Source organism: Spirosoma sp. SC4-14, from assembly GCF_037201965.1.
GTDB lineage: Bacteria > Bacteroidota > Bacteroidia > Cytophagales > Spirosomataceae > Spirosoma.
On sequence record NZ_CP147518.1, the window covers coordinates 3,074,114 to 3,093,521 of the forward strand.

Genomic DNA, 19,408 nt, shown 5'->3' on the forward strand with positions numbered 1-19,408 from the left:
ATTGTTGAATGATTGAATTTTTTTCAATTCAACAATTCAACAATTCAACAATTCAACAATTTATTTCCTCCCCAGCGTAATCAGAATCACGCCCACGAGTGCGATGGCTGCGCCAATAAGTGACTGACTGGAGAAAATTTCGCCAGCAAACAGGGTTCCGAGCAGCATGGCCACTACGGGATTCACAAAAGCATAAGTCGACAGGAGTTGAGGGGCTGCATTGCGAGCCAGCCAGGCATATGACGAAAAGCCAATAATGCTACCAAATATGACCAGATAAAACATGGAACCGATAGCTTTGGCCGGGGCATCGAAGATGCTGAACAGCGAAACCGGCTCTATGATGAGACTAACGGGCAGCAGGACAAAACCGCTAACAATCATTTGAATTCCTGTTGAAATGGTGCCCGACGGTAAAGAAACCCTTGGAGTCATTAATGTACCAATGGCCCAGGAGAAATTACCAAATGCAATCAGACTGGCACCAACCAGATTCGCATTGGCTCCGCCCGCGCCCTGAAATTTGTCGGGTTTAATCAGAAAGTAAATACCCACCAGGCCAACAATCAGGCCTGCCAGCGCCAGGTTGGTGGGCCGTTGTCTGCCAAACGAAACCCAGTTCAGCGTTAGTAGAAAAACAGGCAATAAGCCGCCCAGCAAAGCCGCCATACCGCTCGGAATATATTGAAGGCCCAGCGACAGACAGCCATTGGAGATAGCCAGTAAAATAATGCCGATAATGCCGGCCGACTGCCATTCAACTCGGGTTGCCCGTGGGGTTCCGGTTAATCGCGCATAGGTATACAGAATCGTACCGGCCACAATGTACCGCATCGAAACCATATACAGGGGAGGCATCTGTTCGGTCATAAAATGAATGAACAGATAGGTGGAACCCCAAAGAATATAAACCGAAACTAAATTTGCCCAGAGTGTGAGCCGATTAGGCGTATTAGTGAGAGGAGAAGACAGAACTTGCATAAAACCAGCGACCTTAATGCTGGGATAACACAAACAAGTTGAATTTTTCTCCGTCAGAAGCCAATTTTTTTCATAGTTTTTGCACTTAATTATAAAATTTCCAAGCAGGTCCTTTTGAGGGTCAAACAATTCGGTTTTTAGCGTCAATTCTCCAGAAATCTATGGCAGATACAGGATATATCCATCACGAGCAACATCTACGCAGTTCAGATTTTATCTCGGATATTGTCATTGGCATGTCCGATGGCCTCACTGTTCCCTTCGCGCTGGCAGCCGGCCTAAGCGGTGCCGTGTCCGATTCATCGCTGGTTGTAACGGCCGGAATCGCCGAAATCGTTGCGGGGTCTATTGCTATGGGCCTGGGCGGTTATCTGGCCGGGCGTACCGAGGCCGATCATTATGATTCTGAGCGCCGGCGGGAGGTGCGAGAGGTTGAAACAGTGCCGGAGCGGGAAAAGGAAGAAGTACGCGAAGTATTTGCCGAAATGGGCCTCAGTCCGGCGCTACAGGTTGCCATTGCCGACGAGCTGGCAAAAGATAAAGTAAAATGGGTCGATTTTATGATGAAATACGAACTCGGCCTCGACGAACCCGACCCGAACCGGGCTACCAAAAGTGCGCTGACCATAGGATTGTCGTATGTAGCTGGCGGCTTGATTCCGCTATCTCCCTATTTTTTTGTAGAGCATCCGCATCAGGCACTGATTTATTCGTGCGGACTGACCCTGCTTTGTCTGTTTGTGTTCGGCTATTTCAAAAGTAAAGTAACGGGACAATCGCCTGTTGCCGGAGCGTTTAAAGTGATGCTCATTGGTGCACTGGCTGCCGCAGCCGCATTTGGAGTAGCCAAGCTGTTTGGATGAATATAACTATTTGTGCTTTTATTGGTTACATTAGTATTTAGTGTTGTTGCTAAAGTTTTGAAGATCGAGAAGTTGCTAATGTGCTATTTTTCAATGAGTAAGGGAGTGCTTTTCTGCGTAAACCCTTAACGACATGGATTGTATAAGTACATGCCTTAGATGCCCGAAAAGTGCGTCTATTTACTAGTTAGCAGCCATATGTAACGACATCATAAACTAAAACGATGGACAATAAGAATATCTTAATATCGGGTGCGGGCATTGCAGGGACAACACTTGCATTTTGGCTAAAAGAGTTTGGATTTAATCCGACCATGGTTGAAAACTCGCCTACATTACGGAAAGGTGGTCACGCCATTGACTTTATGGGGGCAGGCTATGACGTTGCTGAAAAAATGGGAATTATACCGGCCCTTAAAGCGGTTGACATCAATTTTTCAAAACTAGTTTTTGTTGATAGTGACAACAGGGAAAAAGGCAGTATGGATTATCAGAAAATCAAAATCTTTCTGAATGGCAGGGCATTTACATTGTTTCGCAGCGATTTGGCAAGGGTTATTTATCAAAGTATAGACAAAGGTGTTGAAATAATTTTTGGCGATACTATTGCGAAGATAGAAGAAAACAGAAAAGGAGTTGCCGTAATGTTTCAAAGTGGCAAAACTAGAGATTTTGATTTGCTTGTAGGAGCAGATGGCTTGCACTCTAATGTGCGAAAGTTAGTTTTCGGCAACGAATCGCAGTTTGAAAAATATTACGGTTATTATACTTCGTCATTTACGATTGACAATATTTCTTTAGGGAATAATGCTTTTTCAATGTATAATGTTCCTTATAAACAAGTTGGTGTTTTTTCGAAAAATGAGAATAGTACCACTGCCTTTTTTATTTTTGCCTCTCCTGAAAAACTAGCTTATCAACATCACGATATTGCCAGACAAAAGAAAATTTTAAAATCGGAATTCGAAAGCAGTGGTTGGAAGTGTCGGGAATTGCTTTCCCGAATTGACTCAACGACCGACTTTTATTTTGATTGCGTTAGTCAAATAAAAATGGAGAGCTGGTATAAAAGTAGAGTAGCTTTAGTGGGCGATGCTGGTTATTGCCCGTCACTATTATCGGGTAAAGGTTCTACGCTTGCAATGGTTGGCGCATACATACTCGCAGGAGAATTAAAGCAGGCAAACGGAGATTATAAAAAAGCTTTTGAACAATACCAACTGGTATTCAAACCTTTTATGGAGAAAAAACAAAAATCTGCTCAGCAATTTGCAAAATCGTTTGTTCCTAAAAGTAGTTTTGGTATTTGGCTGCGAAATAAAGTTTTTAAATTGATGTCTTTATCAATCTTTTCAAAACTTTTTTTAAATCAATTTAAAGATAGTGGACTAAAACTAAAAGAGTATTAATTGATAACAAAACATGAATATGCGACTGCTAATATCGTATTTACAATATGCTGGCTGAAACGATTCTATGAAATTATTTTTCTTATAGTCAGCTTTAATTCTTTAAATCAACCGTGGCGCCGAAAACCTGCTATATCGTCAATACATAAATCGTTATGGGCAATTTAATAAAAGTGCCCCATCTTGAAAAAGTATGACTAAGAAGCAAACAAAGCGAATACTCAAAATAGCATTTATTGTCGCAAGTATATCTTCCTTGTATTTCGTACCCTGGATTTTGGTAAGAGCGTGGTTAGCACCACTACCCGATACGGTTCAGGAACAGGTAAATGATGCCATCGGATATGGATTGGACGGTATGATTGTTTACGTGGATCAGGCTGGGAAGCCGCCAGAGCTTTATGCTGCAGGCTGGCATGACCGAAAAAATAAAATTCCTGTTAACCCGAAAGCCTTATTCAAAATTGCCAGTATTAGTAAGCTATATGTTGCTGTGGCTGTGGCTAAATTGGTTAATGGCAAACATTTATCTTTAGATAAAACGCTCGCTAACTACCTTCCTGAGTTGGCGGGAAGAATTGAAAATGCTGATAAAATTACCTTGAGAATGATGGTGCAGCATAGAAGCGGCATCCCCAATTTTACTGATACCCCTGGTTATTGGGAAAATCCTCCGAAAGACAATAGAAAAACGCTTGAGTTGGTACTGGATAAACCTGCTGACTTTGAACCTGATAAAAAATATAGTTATTCAAATACGAATTATTTGTTGATAGGCGAAATCCTTGATAAAACATTGGGGTATAGCCATCACCAATATATCAAGAAGGAAATTTTAACACCGCTTGAACTAAATAATACTTACAGTTTGCTCAGTGAAGTGGATTTAGACGATGTTATGAGTGGCTATTCTGTAGGTTATGATGGTGATTTGAAGTATAATGATTTTATAAACCCCAGCGGCTCAATGGTAGCTACAGCAAAAGATGTGGGAATATTCCTGAGGGCATTGAACGATGGCTCTTTGCTAAAGGATAATGAACAAGCTATCTATTCATCTATTTATGACTATGAGCATACAGGACTATTGCCAGGATATTCTAGTATTGCCAGGTATCACAAAGATATTGATGCAGTCGTTGTTCAGTTTGTAAATACAAGTGGTGGATACACCTGGAATTTATCGGAAATTGTATATAATCGTATTGTGAAAATATTGAAAAGCTCATAACATTAGCCAATAAGAAAGTCAAAATAATAAATGTTTCCAGACCTTCAAAACGGGACTGGAAACGTTAACGAGCAGTCTATTTCAAAATACTCATCAATAAAACACTTCAGTCTGATTGGCTTCTAGTTGTTCAATTACGGGGGCATAGGGGCCGGCTTTTACATTGTCGTGGGTGAGCGGGTTGGAGCGTAGATAGAGCTTTTTCAGGCTTTTCGATTTGCCGAGCGAAGCGGGCATTTCCTGTAGATTATTGTTCGAAAAGTCGAGTTCTTCCAGGTACGGAAAATCGGCTACAACGGCCGGTACCACCGAAAACCAGTTATGGCTCAGATCGAGAATGCGCAGGTAATGCAATTTCTGGAGCTGACTGGGCAACTGGCTAATGCGGTTGTGATGCGCATAGAGCATCTGCAACCGCATTAGTTTGCTAAGCGATGGTGGCAGTGCGTTCAGTTTGTTGTAAGCAATAGCCAATTGTTCCAGCCGTTTTAACCGGCGAATCTGTGTGGGAATTTCAGTGAATTTGTTGTAGTACAAATCCAGCACCTGTAACCGCTTAAGTTTACAGACCGAAGCCGGAAATCGCGCCAGATCGGCATTATACAGATTCAGATCGTTCAACCGACGTAACCCCTTCACGTTAACATCCTGCAACTTATTATTGCCAATCCACAAACTTTCGAGACGACGATTCTGCCGGATCGAAAGGGGCACCTGCGTCAGTTTATTACCCTGTAGGTTCAGTGCTACCAGATGTTTATTTCTGCTGAAAAAGACACTGTCGTTCGGGATGGCATTGTAAAGCAGGCTAAGCCGTTTCAACGTTGGAATATCAGCCGTGAGTCGGGCAGGGAGTTCGTGCAGATGGTTTTTAGATAAATCGAGTTCTTCCAGTTTTGGAAAGCGGTAAACTATCTCTGGAATATTGTTCAGCTCCAACTGGTTAAAAGCCAGCATCCTGACTGTGTCGGGTCGGGTTGTTTTTTCGGCGGCTTCGATGGTGCTGATAATACCTGCCCCGCGCCGAGCGGTGCGCTTTTGTGGGATATGACCTATTTGCGTCATACCGTCCCATCGAAAACCAGTTTGTGTTTTTATCGGAAACGGATGCTGGTCATACCAGTCACCAAGCAATTCCAGTAATTGACTTTCCTGTTCAGCAGTCAGGTCGCGTCCTTCAAATTGGCAGAAAACACGTTCGTAGCTTCCATTGGGGCGAACAAATTCTTTTGTTTGAAGAAAAACGCCAGCCACGGGCATACGCTTTTTATTGTTCTCGATAAATGTGAAGAATCGCAGCGTTCGGGCGTTTGTGGTATCGAGAAACCGTCTCCCATGTTGCATAAAGACACCTTTTTGTCCTGCTACGCGGGCAAATGCCGGAGGATATTGTTTTTCCAGATCAGCCAACGATAAATTATATTGAGCTGTATCCCGTAACAACATCATCTTTACCTGCGCCCATGTCGGCACAGTAAGCAGGCAAAACAACAGGAGTAAAACCTGGTTTTTCATGGATTAACGAGTCTTTTAGGTGTATGACTATTTTTATAGTTAAATTCCACAAAAAAACCGGGATTTATTAGATTTTTCTGACTGACTTTGATTCTTTTTGAAAGCGCTTCTTCGAAGTGAAAAAATCGAGTCAATCTGTTAAATCCTATAAATCCCGGTCAGGATTAGTTTTTCTGTCCGCCACTTACCGACGAAGCCGGCTGTTTCTCCGATAATTTTTTGGCTGCCTTTTCGAAGTCGCCTGCCTGAATGATCGAAATTTTGCTTGGGTCGATATGTTTCTTCATGGCTGCGTTAATCTGATCGGCGGTCAGCGAATTGATTTTCTTCTCAAAATCAGCATCCCAGGCCATGGTTCGGTTCAGATACAGGTTGTTATTGAGCGTACTGGTCAGGCTAGGGTCCTGCGCCCGGCCAACCATCCGCGATTGCAGATAGCCCGATTTGGCAGCCGCCAGTTCTTCGGCTGTAAAGCCATCTTTCACTACTTTGTCCATCTCTTCCAGAAAAGCCTTTGTCAGCCGTTCCGAATTTTCGGGATTGTAGATCGCATAGGTCAAAAAGATGCCTGTTTTATCGAGCGGATTGGCCTGGATTTGCGAGCCAACACCGTAGCTGATACCCTCTTTCTGACGGATACGCACAGCCAGACGAGAATTCAGGAATCCACCGCCGAGCATATAGTTGCCCATCACTAGCGCTGGATAATCGGGATCGTCGTCGCGGAGCGGAATATTTACGCCTGCCACCAGAAAAGCATTGGCTTTGTCGGGTGCTTCAATCTTCTGGGGAGTCGCCTTGATGTCGTTAAACGGCGTAACCAACCGACTGAATGGCTTTTTGGCTTTCCAGGTGCCCAGTTCATCCATCACTACCTTCCGGACAGGCGTTTCGTCGAAATCGCCGACGATGGCCAGTGTTGAGTTTTGCGCTCCGTAAAAATCTTTATGAAACTGCTTCAGATCATCGAGTTTCAGCGCTTTCACGTCGGCTACGTCTTCATCGGGGGTTGATGTATACCGAATGTCGTCCTTCGGATAGGGGTTCATCTGACGCTGGAAGGCTGTGAAGGCTAGTGCCTGAGGTTCCGAGCGTTGCGCTTCGATCTGTGCTAGCTGCTCCTGTTTCAGCTTCTCGAATTCGTTGGGGTCGAAAGCCGGATGCTTCAACATATCACTAACGATGCGGATCACGGCAGGCAGATTCTCTTTCGTGGTTTTGATCGATACGTTAACCTGATTGCCACCGCCAAACACGCCAACCTGTGCTTTCAATTTATCGAACTCGTCTTTAATTTGCTGACGGGTGCGGGTGGTGGTGCCTTTGTTGAGCATGGAAGCCGTAAAGACCGAAATCGCACTCTTGTTTTTCAGGCTGTTTACATCGCCATAACGCAGGGTTAAGCGGGCGTTTACTTCATTACCACGTGTCGACTTGGGCAGCAGCGCCAGTTCAATGGTGTTAGGCTGCTCGACCCGGCGCGTACGACCATCGATGTTCGACGGCGATGGATCGAAGGCTTCGCCACTGGCAATGGCTGCCCGGCCTTTGTAGTTTTTCACGAGCGCATCCACATCCGGCGCATTGGGCACTTCAACCCGGTCGGGGGTTTGTTCAGGAATAAACGTACCAATTGTACGGTTGGAGGGCTTGAAATAGAATTTGGCTACCCGTTGCACATCGGCAGGGGTCACTTTTTCGAGCGCGTCGCGATACAGGAAACCAAGCCGCCAGTCGCCGGTAGCGATGTATTCGCTCAGCGTACGACCCAGCCGCTCTACGTCTTTAAAACTGATTTCAACATCTTTCAGTATTTTGGCTTTTGCCCGATCTACCTCTTCTTTGGTTGGCGCCTGAATGGCTATGGAGTCCAGCGTACCGAGCAGCGCTTTCATGGCATCCCCTTCCGATTTATCTTTCAGAAGTTCGGCGGCAAAATACACATAACCGGGATCTTTCGTCATGAACGAATAACCATATTCCTGTGAGGCTTTCTTGGTTTCGATCAACGACTTATAGAGTCGGCCGCTGGGTTCGTCGGTCAGAATTTCGGTTAACACATCCATTGTCGGGTAGTCGGGATGCGAACTGGGCATGATGTGATACAGCGCCGAGACTACTTTTGTGTCACCTACACGCCGAAGCACCACTTCGCGTTCGCCATCCTGAACGGGTTCAACGCTGTAGGTTGGCTGAAGCACCCGGGTTGGTTTCGGAATGGGGCTGAAATAGTCACTGACCAGTTGCAGCGTTTTGTCTTCGTCGATTTTACCGGCAACTACCAGCACGGCATTATCGGGCTGGTAGTATTTTTTGTAAAACGCCTGTAGGTTTTCGATGGGCACTTTTTCCAGGTCGGAGCGGTTGCCAATGGTCGACTTGCCATAGTTGTGCCACAAATAGGCCGATGAAACTACGCGCTCATTCAGCACGTTCTGCGGGGAGTTTTCACGCATTTCGAACTCGTTCCGAACCACCGAAAACTCGGTTTCGAGGTCGCTCTTTTTGATGAACGAATTCACCATCCGGTCGCTTTCCAGATCGAGGGCCCACTTGAGGTTTTCGTCGGTGGCGGCAAAGGTTTCAAAATAGTTGGTGCGGTCGAGCCAGGTGGTACCATTTGGGCGGGCACCGTGGGCCGTTAGCTCCTGCGGGATGTTGGTGTGTTTGGTTGAGCCTTTGAAGACCATGTGTTCGAGCAGGTGAGCCATGCCCGTTTCGCCCAAACCTTCGTGGCGGGAACCGACCAGATACGTGATGTTAACGGTGATGGTTGGCTTTGAAGGGTCGGGGAAGAGAAGCACTTTTAAGCCGTTTTTGAGCTGATATTCGGTGATTCCTTCAACTGAGGCTCCTTTCGTGACCCCGTCGGGCAGCTTGTTCTGCGCCAATGATAGGGTAAGGCTACCAACCAGAAGTGTAGCTGCCAGCACTCCTTGTGGTATTCGTTTGCTGAGCGTACCTAATTGCATAGAAAAATGAGTTAGTTGGGTACAAAAAAACTATGCGTATAGTTACAAAGAATACTGATTGAGGGCAATCCTTATTTTATATTTTTAACAAAAGTGATGATGAGCGGTTAACAGTCGCTGGCGTTTCAAAAACAAAGCGCCCTACCAAGCAAAATTACACCTTAAATTTGCTTGATAGAAAAAGCTAGTTTTTACTACCGCTGCCTACGAAGAAGCGGGCTGCTTTTTCAAAATCACCGGCTTTTATGATGGCCCGTTTAGTATAGTCGATATATTTCTTCAGAGCTGCATTCACCTGTTCGGGCGCGACGGCATTAATCGGTTTTTCATAGTTGGCTGGAAGTTGAATGGCTGCCGATTTGTCCTGCGTCTGAATCAGCGGCAATAGAGGCTACCGTCAGGCTACTGTTTCGTATCCATTTGTTGATCGAATTACTACACATAGGGAATGGGAAGTTGACATGAACTATGTGCATAGTTGCGAAGTAATACAACAGCTTGCAATAGCGATGTGTATTTATTTTCATAAACGGTTACTATTGCTGGGGGCGTTATCGGTTACCCCTCAAACCACTGCCGAAACATAGCGGCTTTGTCTTTACTGACCATCAGCTCTAAGCTGTCGTTTGGACTTTTGAGCAGCACCTGGAGTTTGCTGGTATAATGGGGACGGTAGCCCGACACGGCATCCAGATTGATGAGACACTGGCGATTAGCCCGAAAAAAATGAGTCGGATCAACCAGCTCTTCCAGTTCATCAAGCGTTTTGTAATCTGTTATGAGCTTTTGTCCGGTTGTGGTAATCAGGTAAATGATTTCGTCGCGGAGGAAATAGGCAACCTGCTCCTGAGGGACCGACACGATCTGCCGGAGAAAATGCCCCGTAAACCGACGTTTATAGAGCGGAGTAAGGGGCTTTTCGGTGAACTGAGCCAAAAACTGCCGGAATTGTCCGGTATAGTCGAACTGATGACCCGACCAGCGGTGATATTTATCCAAAGCTGCTTTCAGATCGTTGGGGTCGATAGGTTTGAGCAGGTAGTCGAGGCTATTTAGTTTGAAGGCCCGAATGGCGTATTCGTCGTACGCCGTCGTGAATATGATGGGGACGTTCAGGTTAATTTGTTGAAAAGCCTCAAAACTAACCCCATCCGAAAGCTGAATGTCGGCAATGACCAGGTCTGGGTTTTCATGTGTCTGAAAGTACTCGCAAATGGCCTGCACGCTTGCCAATGGACCGTCAGTCACCGCATCGGGTTCCAGTTGATGCACCAGTTTATGAAGCTGTCGGGCAATAAGCGGTTCGTCTTCAATAAGTAAGATGGTCATGGTGGGCATTGGGTTTATAGTCTATGGTTTATGGTTGCTCTGCTCATGTAGGTTCCGACCAAGCAGAGCAACTATAAACCATAAACAATGAACTGATTAGGCCAGCAACGGAACGCGGACGTGGAACGTGTTTGCGGTTTCGTCGATCTCAACAGGGCGAGGACTGAGAAAACTATAAAGAAGTTTCAGGTTTTCGAGTCCCTGACCATTGGAGGTTTCGACCTGCCGTTTGCGCTGAATAGGATTGGAAACTTCCAGGTAGTTGTTGTGGGTTGCAATGGTAATCCGCAGCGGTAGAGCTTCGTTGATGATGTTGTGTTTTATAGCATTTTCGATCAGGATTTGAAGCGTTACCGGAACGATCTGTTCGTCCAGCGCATCGTCGGTTAGGCCATACTGAACCAGCAAAGCTCCGTCGAAACGGGTCTGGAGCAGCGAAATATAGTTCTTGATGAAGGCTAGTTCGGTTTCCAGTGGCACCAGTGCTTTGTCTTTATGCTGAATCACATATCGGAATACTTTCGAGAGTTGTTGCAGAAACTGGCGGGCCAGCACCGGATTGTGGTCGATCAGGCTATCGAGCGACGACAGGCTGTTGAACAAAAAATGTGGGCTAATCTGATTTTTCAGACTGTCGAGCTGAACCTGCACTTTTTCTTTTTCCAACTGCGCCGTTCGAACCGCGTTCTCCTGCCAGCGCTTCAATAAATGGCTGGCAATGAATCCCAGACAAATAACCGTATTGACCAGAAAAACCATCATGCCAATGATGATGAAGCCAAATTTGTTCATCAACGTTAAACCCGGCGGGAAATAGCGCATCGCTATAAAGTAGCCAGACACCAGTGCCATGGTTTTAACGATACCCCAACCTCCCAGTACCTGAACGATAATGCGCCAGCGCACATTTTTTTCGAAAGGTAACCGACGGTTCAGCCACTCGTTAAAGACGTAGTGGAAAATCCAGACCAGATTCAACATGACAAACGACATGAAGAACAGAAAGATGTGAACCTTCCAGCTAATGTCGGGAGCCAGCCACTGGCGGGCCACCATTCCTCCCAGCGCAACCCAGAGGAGCAGAAACTCAACGTATTTATTGAATTTTATTTTCATGACTGGCAATAACCATACCGTCCGACATTTCAATAACGCGATCTGTACCGGCAGCAAAATCGGGGTCGTGGGTCACCGCAATGATGGTTTGCCCTTTTTCTGCCAGTTCTCTAAAAATCTCGAACACATTTTCGGTATTGGCCTTATCCAGATTACCGGTTGGTTCGTCGCCCATCACAATTGTAGGGTCGTTGATAAGCGCACGCGCAATGGCAACGCGCTGTTGCTGACCACCCGAGAGTTTGCTGGCGGGTTTACGGGCATAATCGGCCATGCCAATGATCCGAAGCTTTTCCATGGCCCGCTCTTCAATTTCTTTTTCTGGATATTTGCCCAGCTTAAGGCCCGGCAGCATTACGTTCTGAAGGGCCGTAAACTCGGGCAACAGAAAATGAAACTGGAACACAAAGCCCAGATGCTCATTGCGGAAATGGGCCAGATAGTCCTGACTGCGACCGGTCAGGCGGGTTCCGGCCATCTCGATGGCTCCATCGTAGTCAGTATCCATTGTCGACAGCAAATAGAGCAGCGTCGATTTACCACAGCCCGATTTACCCACAATTGACAGAAATTCGCCTTTCTGCACGTCGAACGTTACATCTTTCAGAACCTGGAATTTCTCCGGGTCGTAAAAGAATTTGTTCAGGTGCTGGGCGGAAAGAACGGTGTTCATTTTAATGATGAATTATGAATGATCAATGATGAATTACGGACGATGAGCCATCAGGCGTTCATCATTGATCATTCATAATTCATCATTAACAAAGTTAGCCTCTCAAAATTTCCACCGGGTCAACCTGAGCAGCTCGGCGCGACGGAAAATACCCTGCCAGCACAGTAGTAATAATGCCGAACAGGATGCCCATTACGTAATATTTGGCTGAAAAGATGACCGGGAAGGTTTTCAGACTCAGAAAGTCGCCGGCTTCGAAAGGCGTAATCGAAAGCAGATAGCTGAGAAAAAAGCCAATGCCCAGACCGAGCAGGCCACCGGAAAACCCAATGAAAATAGCCTGTAACAGAAAAATGGCAATGATGTCGCGGGCTTCAAAGCCAGTTGCTTTCAGGATGGCGATGTCCTTTATTTTGTTAATGACGGTCATGTTCATGATGTTATAGATGCCAAACCCTGCTACAACCAGCAACGTGATCGATACCACATAGGTAAGCATATTACGAATTTTTTCGCCCGCCAGAATCGCCGAATTGGCCGTTGCCCAGTCTTCGGTATAGTAGCCGTATGTGGCCCGGAGCCGTTTCCCAAACGGGATGGCTTTCATTGGGTCGGTCATTTTAATGTGGATGTCGGTAATGTAGCTGGGATCTTTCTGCATAATTTCCTGGACAGTCGAGAGGTTGGCGTAACTCTTCGTATTATCGACCGTTCCGATGCCAAAACCAAACGTACCCACCACCCGCAAAATGCGCGTACCGCCACCCGGTGTTGTTACCGTTACTTTATCGCCCACCCGAACGTTGAGCTTGCGGGCCAGTACAAAACCCATCACCAACCCATCGGGATTGGTTTTCAGCGTATTTAAATTACCTGTTTTGATCCGTGATTTCAGATTATACAGGTGGTTTTCGCGATCGATATCAACGCCCGAAATTGTGCCCGAAAGCTGAATAGGGCCGTTGTTATAAAAAACCTGGGTAGCCAATTGGGGCGATACGCCAAGTACGCCCGGCTCTTTTTCGATCCGTTCGGCAATGGCGAGGCCGTTTCTAATGCGCGACTGTTCATCTTTGGGCTTCTGGTGATAGACCACGTTGAACTGCTTCGGCCAAAGCTCGTCGATCAGACTGGGACGTTGGGTATTGACTTCGTTGTACATGCGGATGTGTGGACTGGCATCCAGCGCCGAATCTTCCAGAAACTGATTTACCCCCTGCATAAACGAAATCATGGTAATGAACATGGCAATACCAAACGTTACGCCGAGCATGGCCACCAGCGTCTGACGTTTTTTTGTCAGCAGATGCGTCCGGGCGATTTGGGAAGCTATATGAATATCCATGAATGATTGACTTGTTGAATGATTGACTTGTTGAATGACTGAATACAGCCAACAAGTCAATCATTTATAATTACCTTAGCTTTCTCGGTTAGTCCGCCCTTCACTTCAACCAGATCGAAGTTTTCGGCTCCTTTCTGGAATTTGATCTTTTGTTTCTTATCATCCTCTTCAACCCAGACGCTATCGTTGCCCACAACGTAGGACTTCGGAATGGTCAGCACATGCGGATTCTGACTGATTATGATGTTAGCTTCTACTGTCAGGCCATAGTAGGAGGCCGGTTTGTCGCCCACAAACTCTGCATCGACCCGAAATGACTGATCACTTCGATTCAGCTTTGGGTAAATCTTACTCACCTTCGCTTTAAATACTTTATTCGGATAAACGTCGGCTTTTAGCATGACTTCCTGTCCGATGCGCAACCGACCGAAATCGCTTTCATCGACCGACAGTTGAGCGTATAGTTGATTGCCACTTCCTACCAGCGCTAACTGATCGCCTACACGCACCACCTCGCCCGGTTCTTTATACACTTCATATACCTTTCCATTCACAAAGCTGCGAACCCGCGTGTTGCGCCCTGCTTCTTCAGAGCTAACCAACTGGCTGCGGTTGTTTTCCACGTCGAGCCGAATCTGGTCGCGACTTCGCTCCAGTGTGTTGAGCTGGGCGCGTAGGTTGTTTTTCGATAGCGTATAATTCAGTTCGGCTTTTTCGAGTTCGGCTTTGGAGGTGGCATTTTGCTGATAAAGTTCCCGAAAGCGATGGTAGTTAATGGAGTCGTTGGCGAGTCGGGTGCGGGCATTTCGTACCTGTGCTTCGAGTTCGGCCAGCACGGGCGAATTGGGACTCAGGTTCGATCGGGCCTGCCGGTAAGCATTGGCGGCTGCCTGCTGCCGGGCCACTTCCGTCGCATTTTCGAGTACAAACAACAATTGATTTTGGTGAATGGAGTCGCCTTCGTTAATGAGTCGTTGCTGTAAAATACCCGTAGCATCGGCCGTAACGGTGTATTCATTGCGCGGATATACATTGCCCGATGCATACACCGCTTCGGTCAGTTCCTGATACGAAGGCGACGTGCTGCCAGAGTCATGGTTACAAGCCACGATAATGGGTAACAAGACCAGTATGGAAAGAGCTGTTTTCATGGAAGTATTTGGGGAGAGGGAGTTGGTACTCAGTTTATGGTTTTTGGTGGCTCCGCCTGTCAATAAATATCCTTCTATTGCAGCGCATCCGTAAACCGAGTACCTCGTCATTGCCCATTACGGATTTGTAGGATCGTTTGGTTGATAAATACGTTCGACAAATTGTTCAGATACCGATTCTGTGCGGTCAGGGCTTCATTGAATACGTTTAGGTACTGATCGTAGGCAAACAGGCCCGATCGGTATTTGATAAGCGCTATCTGTACATTTTGCCTGCTGAGTTCGTAATTCTGACGATTCAGGTCCAGCGATCGAATGGCCTGGTTGTAGGTATTCCGGATGTCTTCGTTATCCGTTTGTTGTTTGTTGCGTTCATAGGCCAGCGCCGTTTCGGCGGCTTTTAATTGAAGCCGCGCACGGGTGATATTACTAGTCCGAAGGCCCCCCGAATAAATTGGCCAGTTAAACTGCAACCCCGCTACTCCAATCTGATACCAGGGCTGGTTGGTACTGAGAAAGTTGAACGCATTACGTTGTGCCTGTTCGGTAAATCGACCGTAGGCCGACAGTGTAGGCCACCGCTGCAATCGTTCGCGATTGAGTTGACGTTTCGATAATTCGACGCGGGATTGCTCTAACGTAACCTGTGGACGTTCGAGCCTGGGTAGGTCGGAGGCTGGAACAGGCCCGCCCGCCGGGCGATTGGCCAGATCTTCTGAAAGCATAAGACTATCGGAAGGTGCCAGACCCAGCAGCAGTTTCAACTGATTCAGGTTACGAACATAGGCCAGTTCGTTCTGATACAGTACATCGGCAGTGGTGAGCTGTACCGCCCGGATGCGGTTGTATTCCAATGGTTCAATGATGCCTTTGTCGAGCCGGTCGCGGGCAATCTGGGTAAGCGTATCGGCTGCCGACAGGTTTTTCTGCGTTAAGGAAATGGCCGAACGAGTCAGGAGTGTGGCATGATACAGGCGGGCCGTTTGTGTTGAGATTTCGTCCTGCAAAACGAGCATCTGGTTATCGGTAATCCGTAAATTCTGCTCCGTAATTCCCTGGTCGGCTCGTGCTGGCCGGTTTATAACCGGAACGGTCACTTCAACACCACTTGCCAGCACGTAGGGAAGGCCGAAGCGCAACGAACGGAACTCGCCGGGCTGACCACCCAGAAATTCGGCCGGAACTAACTGAACAGGCAGGGCATAGTTGTAATCGAAATTGGTAAAGAAGCGTGCCTGGGGCAGGAGAGGAGCGCGGGTTGCCCTACGTTGTTGCTCCTGCGCCTGCCGGTTCTGCTGTGCATTCCTAAGTTCTGGATTGCTACGGTGAGCCAGCTCCAGAGCCTCCTGCACGGAAGAGACGATGGTCTGACAGCGGACATTGTACGAACAAAGTACTAAACCAATGAGAATAAGTCGATTCATAGATAGGTCGAATGGACGATCAAAGGAAGAAAGTTTCCCCGGCATTAATCCTGACTTTTATCATAAAGCTGAAAAAAAACTACATGAAGCTGATCAGGTTAAAATAAACCGAAACGTCGAGCTGCCGTAACCTGTTGGCGCCGTGGAATAGATATCTCTGGATTCTGCTGCTGTCCAGATGCGTACAGAATATGTCCGTTTATGGACAATGCTATGAGGTAAAGCGTAAGAATAAGCCTCTTTTCAGCCTAAAAACAAACCTTTCTGAGTTTGGTCCGGCATTTGACATACGGAAATGGATGAAATCGAAAGCCTCCGGCAGACTAACCATTGACGTATGCGACGAAGTGATTTAGGCGAATTTGAAGAAGTGGTCCTACTGGCAGTAGCCGCGCTGTCGCCGGGAGCCTACTCGGTAGTTATTGCAGAAGAACTTGAACGTGAGACTGGCAACTCTGTCAGTACAGGGGCTGTCCATGCGGCTCTTCAGCGATTGGAACAGAAAGGCTACCTCCGTTCGGAACTGGGCGAAGCTACCGCCGAACGAGGTGGCCGCCGGAAACGGCTGTTTACGGTTACTGCGCTGGGCGGGCGTGTTTTGAGCGATGTACGCGCCGTTCGCAACCGACTATGGGATCGCATTATCCCGAATATCCGACTCGAATGGAGCTAATATAAAAAGCAGGGAGTGGCAGGGATGGCATGGATCGTCCGGAAAATTCCCGCTACCCCTGCCATCCCTGCTATGACACCACCCCGCCTGGCCGACCGCCTTTTGACCTGGTTCTGCGCTCCGCATCTGCGTGAAGAGGTGCTGGGCGATTTGCACGAACGCTATGCCTTGCGGGTGAAGCGCATAGGCGAGAAGAATGCTAAATGGCGCTACTGGCGGGATATGCTGACTTATGTACGACCTGAATTCGTCAAACGAAAACCTTCGGAATACCCTCAACCAACAAATACGACTATGCTACGGAATTATCTAAAAATCGCGTTTCGGACGCTGGCCAAGCACAAAGGCTATTCGGCCATCAATATGGCGGGGCTATCGGTTGGTATGGCGGTGGCGCTGCTGATTGGCCTCTGGCTGTGGGACGAACTTTCCTTTAACAAATACCATGAACATTACGACCGCATTGCTCAGGTCAAACAGCATGTGCTGAATAACGGCGAAGTTCAAACCTGGAATACAGCTCCTTTTCCATTGGCTGAAGAACTTCGCAGAAACTACGGTAGTGATTTTAAACGGGTTGTGCTGGCCCGCGAAGACGGTAGCCACATACTGTCCTCGGGCGACATAAAATTCTCGGAACGAGGGGTTTACTTCGAGCCACAGGTTACCGAAATGCTCTCGCTTAAGATGCTGAAAGGCAGTCGGAATGGGTTACGGGAGCCCGGTTCCATTTTGCTTTCGGAGTCGGTGGCTAAAGCCTTCTTTGGGGATGTGGACCCGATGAATAAACTGATCAAAATCGACAACAATCTGAGTGTAAAAGTGACGGGTGTTTATGAAGACCTGCCCCGCAACTCGTTTTTTCATGAGGTCTCGTTTATGGCGCCCTGGGATCTGTATTACAACAATACCGAATGGGTCCGAACGATGGCCGATCCGTGGCGACCAAACGCCTTCCAGGTGTTTGTGCAGCTAGCCGATCAGGCTGATTTTGATAAAGTGTCGTTCAAGATCAGGGATGCTAAACTCAAACGGGTCAGCAAAGAACTGGCGAAGAAAAAGCCTGCTCTCTTTCTGCATCCGATGAGCCAGTGGCATCTGTATTCGGAGTTTAAGGATGGGGTGAACGTGGGTGGTAAAATCCAATATGTGTGGCTGTTCGGTATCATCGGCGTATTTGTGCTGCTCCTGGCCTGCATCAATTTTATGAACCTGAGTACGGCCCGGAGCGAAAAGCGCGCCAAGGAAGTGGGCATTCGTAAAGCGGTTGGATCAGTGCGCACACAATTGATCTACCAGTTTCTGTTTGAGTCGCTGCTGATCGTGTTTTTTTCGTTACTACTGGCATTGCTTTGGGTTCAGTTGCTGCTTCCGACGTTTAACGAGGTTGCCGACAAGGAATTACGCATTCTTTGGACTAACCCTATATTCTGGTCGATCTGCCTTGGTTTTAGCGCGTTGACTGGTCTGATCGCGGGCAGTTACCCGGCATTCTACCTGTCGTCGTTCAATCCGGTGCAAATTCTGAAGGGAACCGGTCCGTCGCTACGGTTCAAGGTAGGGCGATTGGCGTCATTACCGCGTCAGGTGCTGGTGGTGGTTCAGTTTACGGTGTCGGTCACGTTGATTATTGGGACTATTATCGTCTTTCGGCAGATTCAGTTTGCCCGAAATCGCCCAATTGGCTATGAAAGCAATGGACTGATTTCAGTACCTATGGTTACGGCCGACATCCACAAACATTTTGATGCCGTCAAGCGCGAATTACTTCAAACGGGAGCCATTTCAGAAATGGCCGAGTCGAGCAGTCCACCAACCGAAGTTTGGAATAGCAGTAGTTCAATCGATTGGAAAGGCAAAGACCCGAACCTGTCTGTCGATTTTTCGATTGTGGAAGCCTCTCACGACTACGGAAAGACCATTGGCTGGACCATCAAAGAAGGCCGGGATTTCTCGCGCGATTTTCTGACCGATTCGAGCGGTATCATCCTAAACGAAGCCGCCGTGAAATTCATGGGATTGAACAACCGCAACGGCGGACTGCCTGTGGGCGAAACCATCCGCTGGTTCGATCAGCCGTTTAAGGTAATTGGTGTGGTAAAGGATCTGGTCATTCAGTCGCCTTATGAACAGGTAAAACCCACGGTTTTCCATCTGGCAAACTACGCTGGTGCGGTTACTATACTGAAAATCAATCCACAGCGCAGTGCCAGCGAAGCCTTGGGGCAGATTGAGACCGTGTTTAAAAAATTCAATCCATCGCAGCCGTTCGACTACCAGTTTGTGGATGAGGAGTTTGGCCGAAAGTTTGGGAATGAAGAGCGGATTGGTAAACTGGCCAGTTTCTTTGCTGTTTTGGCCATCTTTATTAGCTGTCTGGGTTTGTTTGGCTTAGCGTCTTTCATTGCTGAGCAACGCACCAAAGAGATCGGGGTTCGGAAAGTGCTGGGGGCATCCGTGGCCAATTTGTGGGGCCTTTTATCGGTCGACTTTATCCGTCTGGTAATTATCTCATGCATCATCGCCACGCCTATTGCCTATTATTCACTTCATGAATGGTTGCAAAAATTCACCTATCACACGTCTATTCCCTGGTGGATTTTTGCTGCGTCGAGTATAGGAGCGTTGGTCATTACCCTGGCAACCGTCAGTTTTCAGGCCATTAAAGCAGCCCTGATGAACCCCGTAAAATCGCTGAGATCGGAATGAAAGGTAATGATGAATTA

The 19,408-nt window shown here is 47.3% G+C and carries 15 protein-coding genes; 5 read left to right on the top strand and 10 right to left on the bottom strand.

The genetic code is table 11. The annotated features are described in order from the left end of the window. Positions 1 to 60: 60 nt before the first annotated feature. Positions 61 to 981, bottom strand: a complete 921-nt coding sequence (locus WBJ53_RS12395) for an EamA family transporter (protein ID WP_338876438.1) — start codon at positions 979 to 981, stop codon at positions 61 to 63. 161 nt (positions 982 to 1,142) lie between these two features. On the opposite strand from WBJ53_RS12395, the gene WBJ53_RS12400 reads away from it, so the two are divergent. The 3 genes from WBJ53_RS12400 (at position 1,143) to WBJ53_RS12410 (ending at position 4,484) form a co-directional block, all read left to right on the top strand. Next, positions 1,143 to 1,844 carry a VIT1/CCC1 transporter family protein gene (locus WBJ53_RS12400; RefSeq protein ID WP_338876439.1) on the top strand — a complete coding sequence of 234 codons (702 nt, stop codon included), beginning with the start codon at positions 1,143 to 1,145 and terminating at the stop codon, positions 1,842 to 1,844. Positions 1,845 to 2,068: 224 nt separating this feature from the next. Beyond that, entirely contained in the window at positions 2,069 to 3,253 is a 1,185-nt protein-coding gene (locus WBJ53_RS12405) for an FAD-dependent monooxygenase (protein WP_338876440.1), read from the top strand. A gap of 193 nt (positions 3,254 to 3,446) precedes the next feature. Beyond that, positions 3,447 to 4,484, top strand: a complete 1,038-nt coding sequence (locus WBJ53_RS12410; protein ID WP_338876441.1) for a serine hydrolase domain-containing protein — start codon at positions 3,447 to 3,449, stop codon at positions 4,482 to 4,484. A gap of 93 nt (positions 4,485 to 4,577) precedes the next feature. On the opposite strand, the gene WBJ53_RS12415 is transcribed toward WBJ53_RS12410, so the two are convergent. The 9 genes from WBJ53_RS12415 to WBJ53_RS12455 form a co-directional block, all read right to left on the bottom strand. Continuing rightward, on the bottom strand, positions 4,578 to 5,999 hold the full coding sequence (locus tag WBJ53_RS12415; RefSeq protein ID WP_338876442.1) for a leucine-rich repeat domain-containing protein: 1,422 nt from the start codon (positions 5,997 to 5,999) through the stop codon (positions 4,578 to 4,580). Positions 6,000 to 6,163: 164 nt separating this feature from the next. Next, complete coding sequence (locus WBJ53_RS12420) at positions 6,164 to 8,971, bottom strand: pitrilysin family protein (RefSeq protein WP_338876443.1); 2,808 nt, start codon at positions 8,969 to 8,971, stop codon at positions 6,164 to 6,166. Positions 8,972 to 9,155: 184 nt separating this feature from the next. After that, the gene (locus tag WBJ53_RS12425; RefSeq protein ID WP_338876444.1) at positions 9,156 to 9,356 is read right to left on the bottom strand and encodes a hypothetical protein; all 201 of its coding nucleotides are present in this window, start codon (positions 9,354 to 9,356) and stop codon (positions 9,156 to 9,158) included. 173 nt (positions 9,357 to 9,529) lie between these two features. Continuing rightward, positions 9,530 to 10,300, bottom strand: coding sequence for a LytTR family DNA-binding domain-containing protein (locus WBJ53_RS12430; RefSeq protein ID WP_338876445.1), 771 nt, complete (start codon positions 10,298 to 10,300; stop codon positions 9,530 to 9,532). 96 nt (positions 10,301 to 10,396) lie between these two features. Then, complete coding sequence (locus tag WBJ53_RS12435; RefSeq protein ID WP_338876446.1) at positions 10,397 to 11,416, bottom strand: histidine kinase; 1,020 nt, start codon at positions 11,414 to 11,416, stop codon at positions 10,397 to 10,399. Then, entirely contained in the window at positions 11,397 to 12,089 is a 693-nt protein-coding gene (locus tag WBJ53_RS12440) for an ABC transporter ATP-binding protein (RefSeq protein WP_338876447.1), read from the bottom strand. Before WBJ53_RS12440 ends, WBJ53_RS12435 begins: the two co-directional genes overlap by 20 nt. Before the next feature lie 94 nt (positions 12,090 to 12,183). After that, complete coding sequence (locus WBJ53_RS12445) at positions 12,184 to 13,434, bottom strand: FtsX-like permease family protein (protein WP_338876448.1); 1,251 nt, start codon at positions 13,432 to 13,434, stop codon at positions 12,184 to 12,186. 56 nt (positions 13,435 to 13,490) lie between these two features. After that, positions 13,491 to 14,585: an efflux RND transporter periplasmic adaptor subunit gene (locus WBJ53_RS12450; RefSeq protein WP_338876449.1), complete on the bottom strand. Its 1,095-nt coding sequence runs from the start codon at positions 14,583 to 14,585 to the stop codon at positions 13,491 to 13,493. Between the two features lie 107 nt (positions 14,586 to 14,692). Continuing rightward, entirely contained in the window at positions 14,693 to 16,009 is a 1,317-nt protein-coding gene (locus tag WBJ53_RS12455; protein WP_338876450.1) for a TolC family protein, read from the bottom strand. A gap of 337 nt (positions 16,010 to 16,346) precedes the next feature. Here WBJ53_RS12455 and WBJ53_RS12460 point away from each other — a divergent pair, with 337 nt between their 5' ends. Together WBJ53_RS12460 and WBJ53_RS12465 are read left to right on the top strand one after the other, a co-directional pair. Further along, positions 16,347 to 16,682, top strand: a complete 336-nt coding sequence (locus tag WBJ53_RS12460; protein ID WP_338876451.1) for a helix-turn-helix transcriptional regulator — start codon at positions 16,347 to 16,349, stop codon at positions 16,680 to 16,682. A gap of 24 nt (positions 16,683 to 16,706) precedes the next feature. Further along, a complete protein-coding gene (locus WBJ53_RS12465; RefSeq protein WP_338876452.1) occupies positions 16,707 to 19,391 on the top strand; it encodes an ABC transporter permease in 2,685 nt (894 codons plus the stop codon). Positions 19,392 to 19,408: the final 17 nt, after the last annotated feature.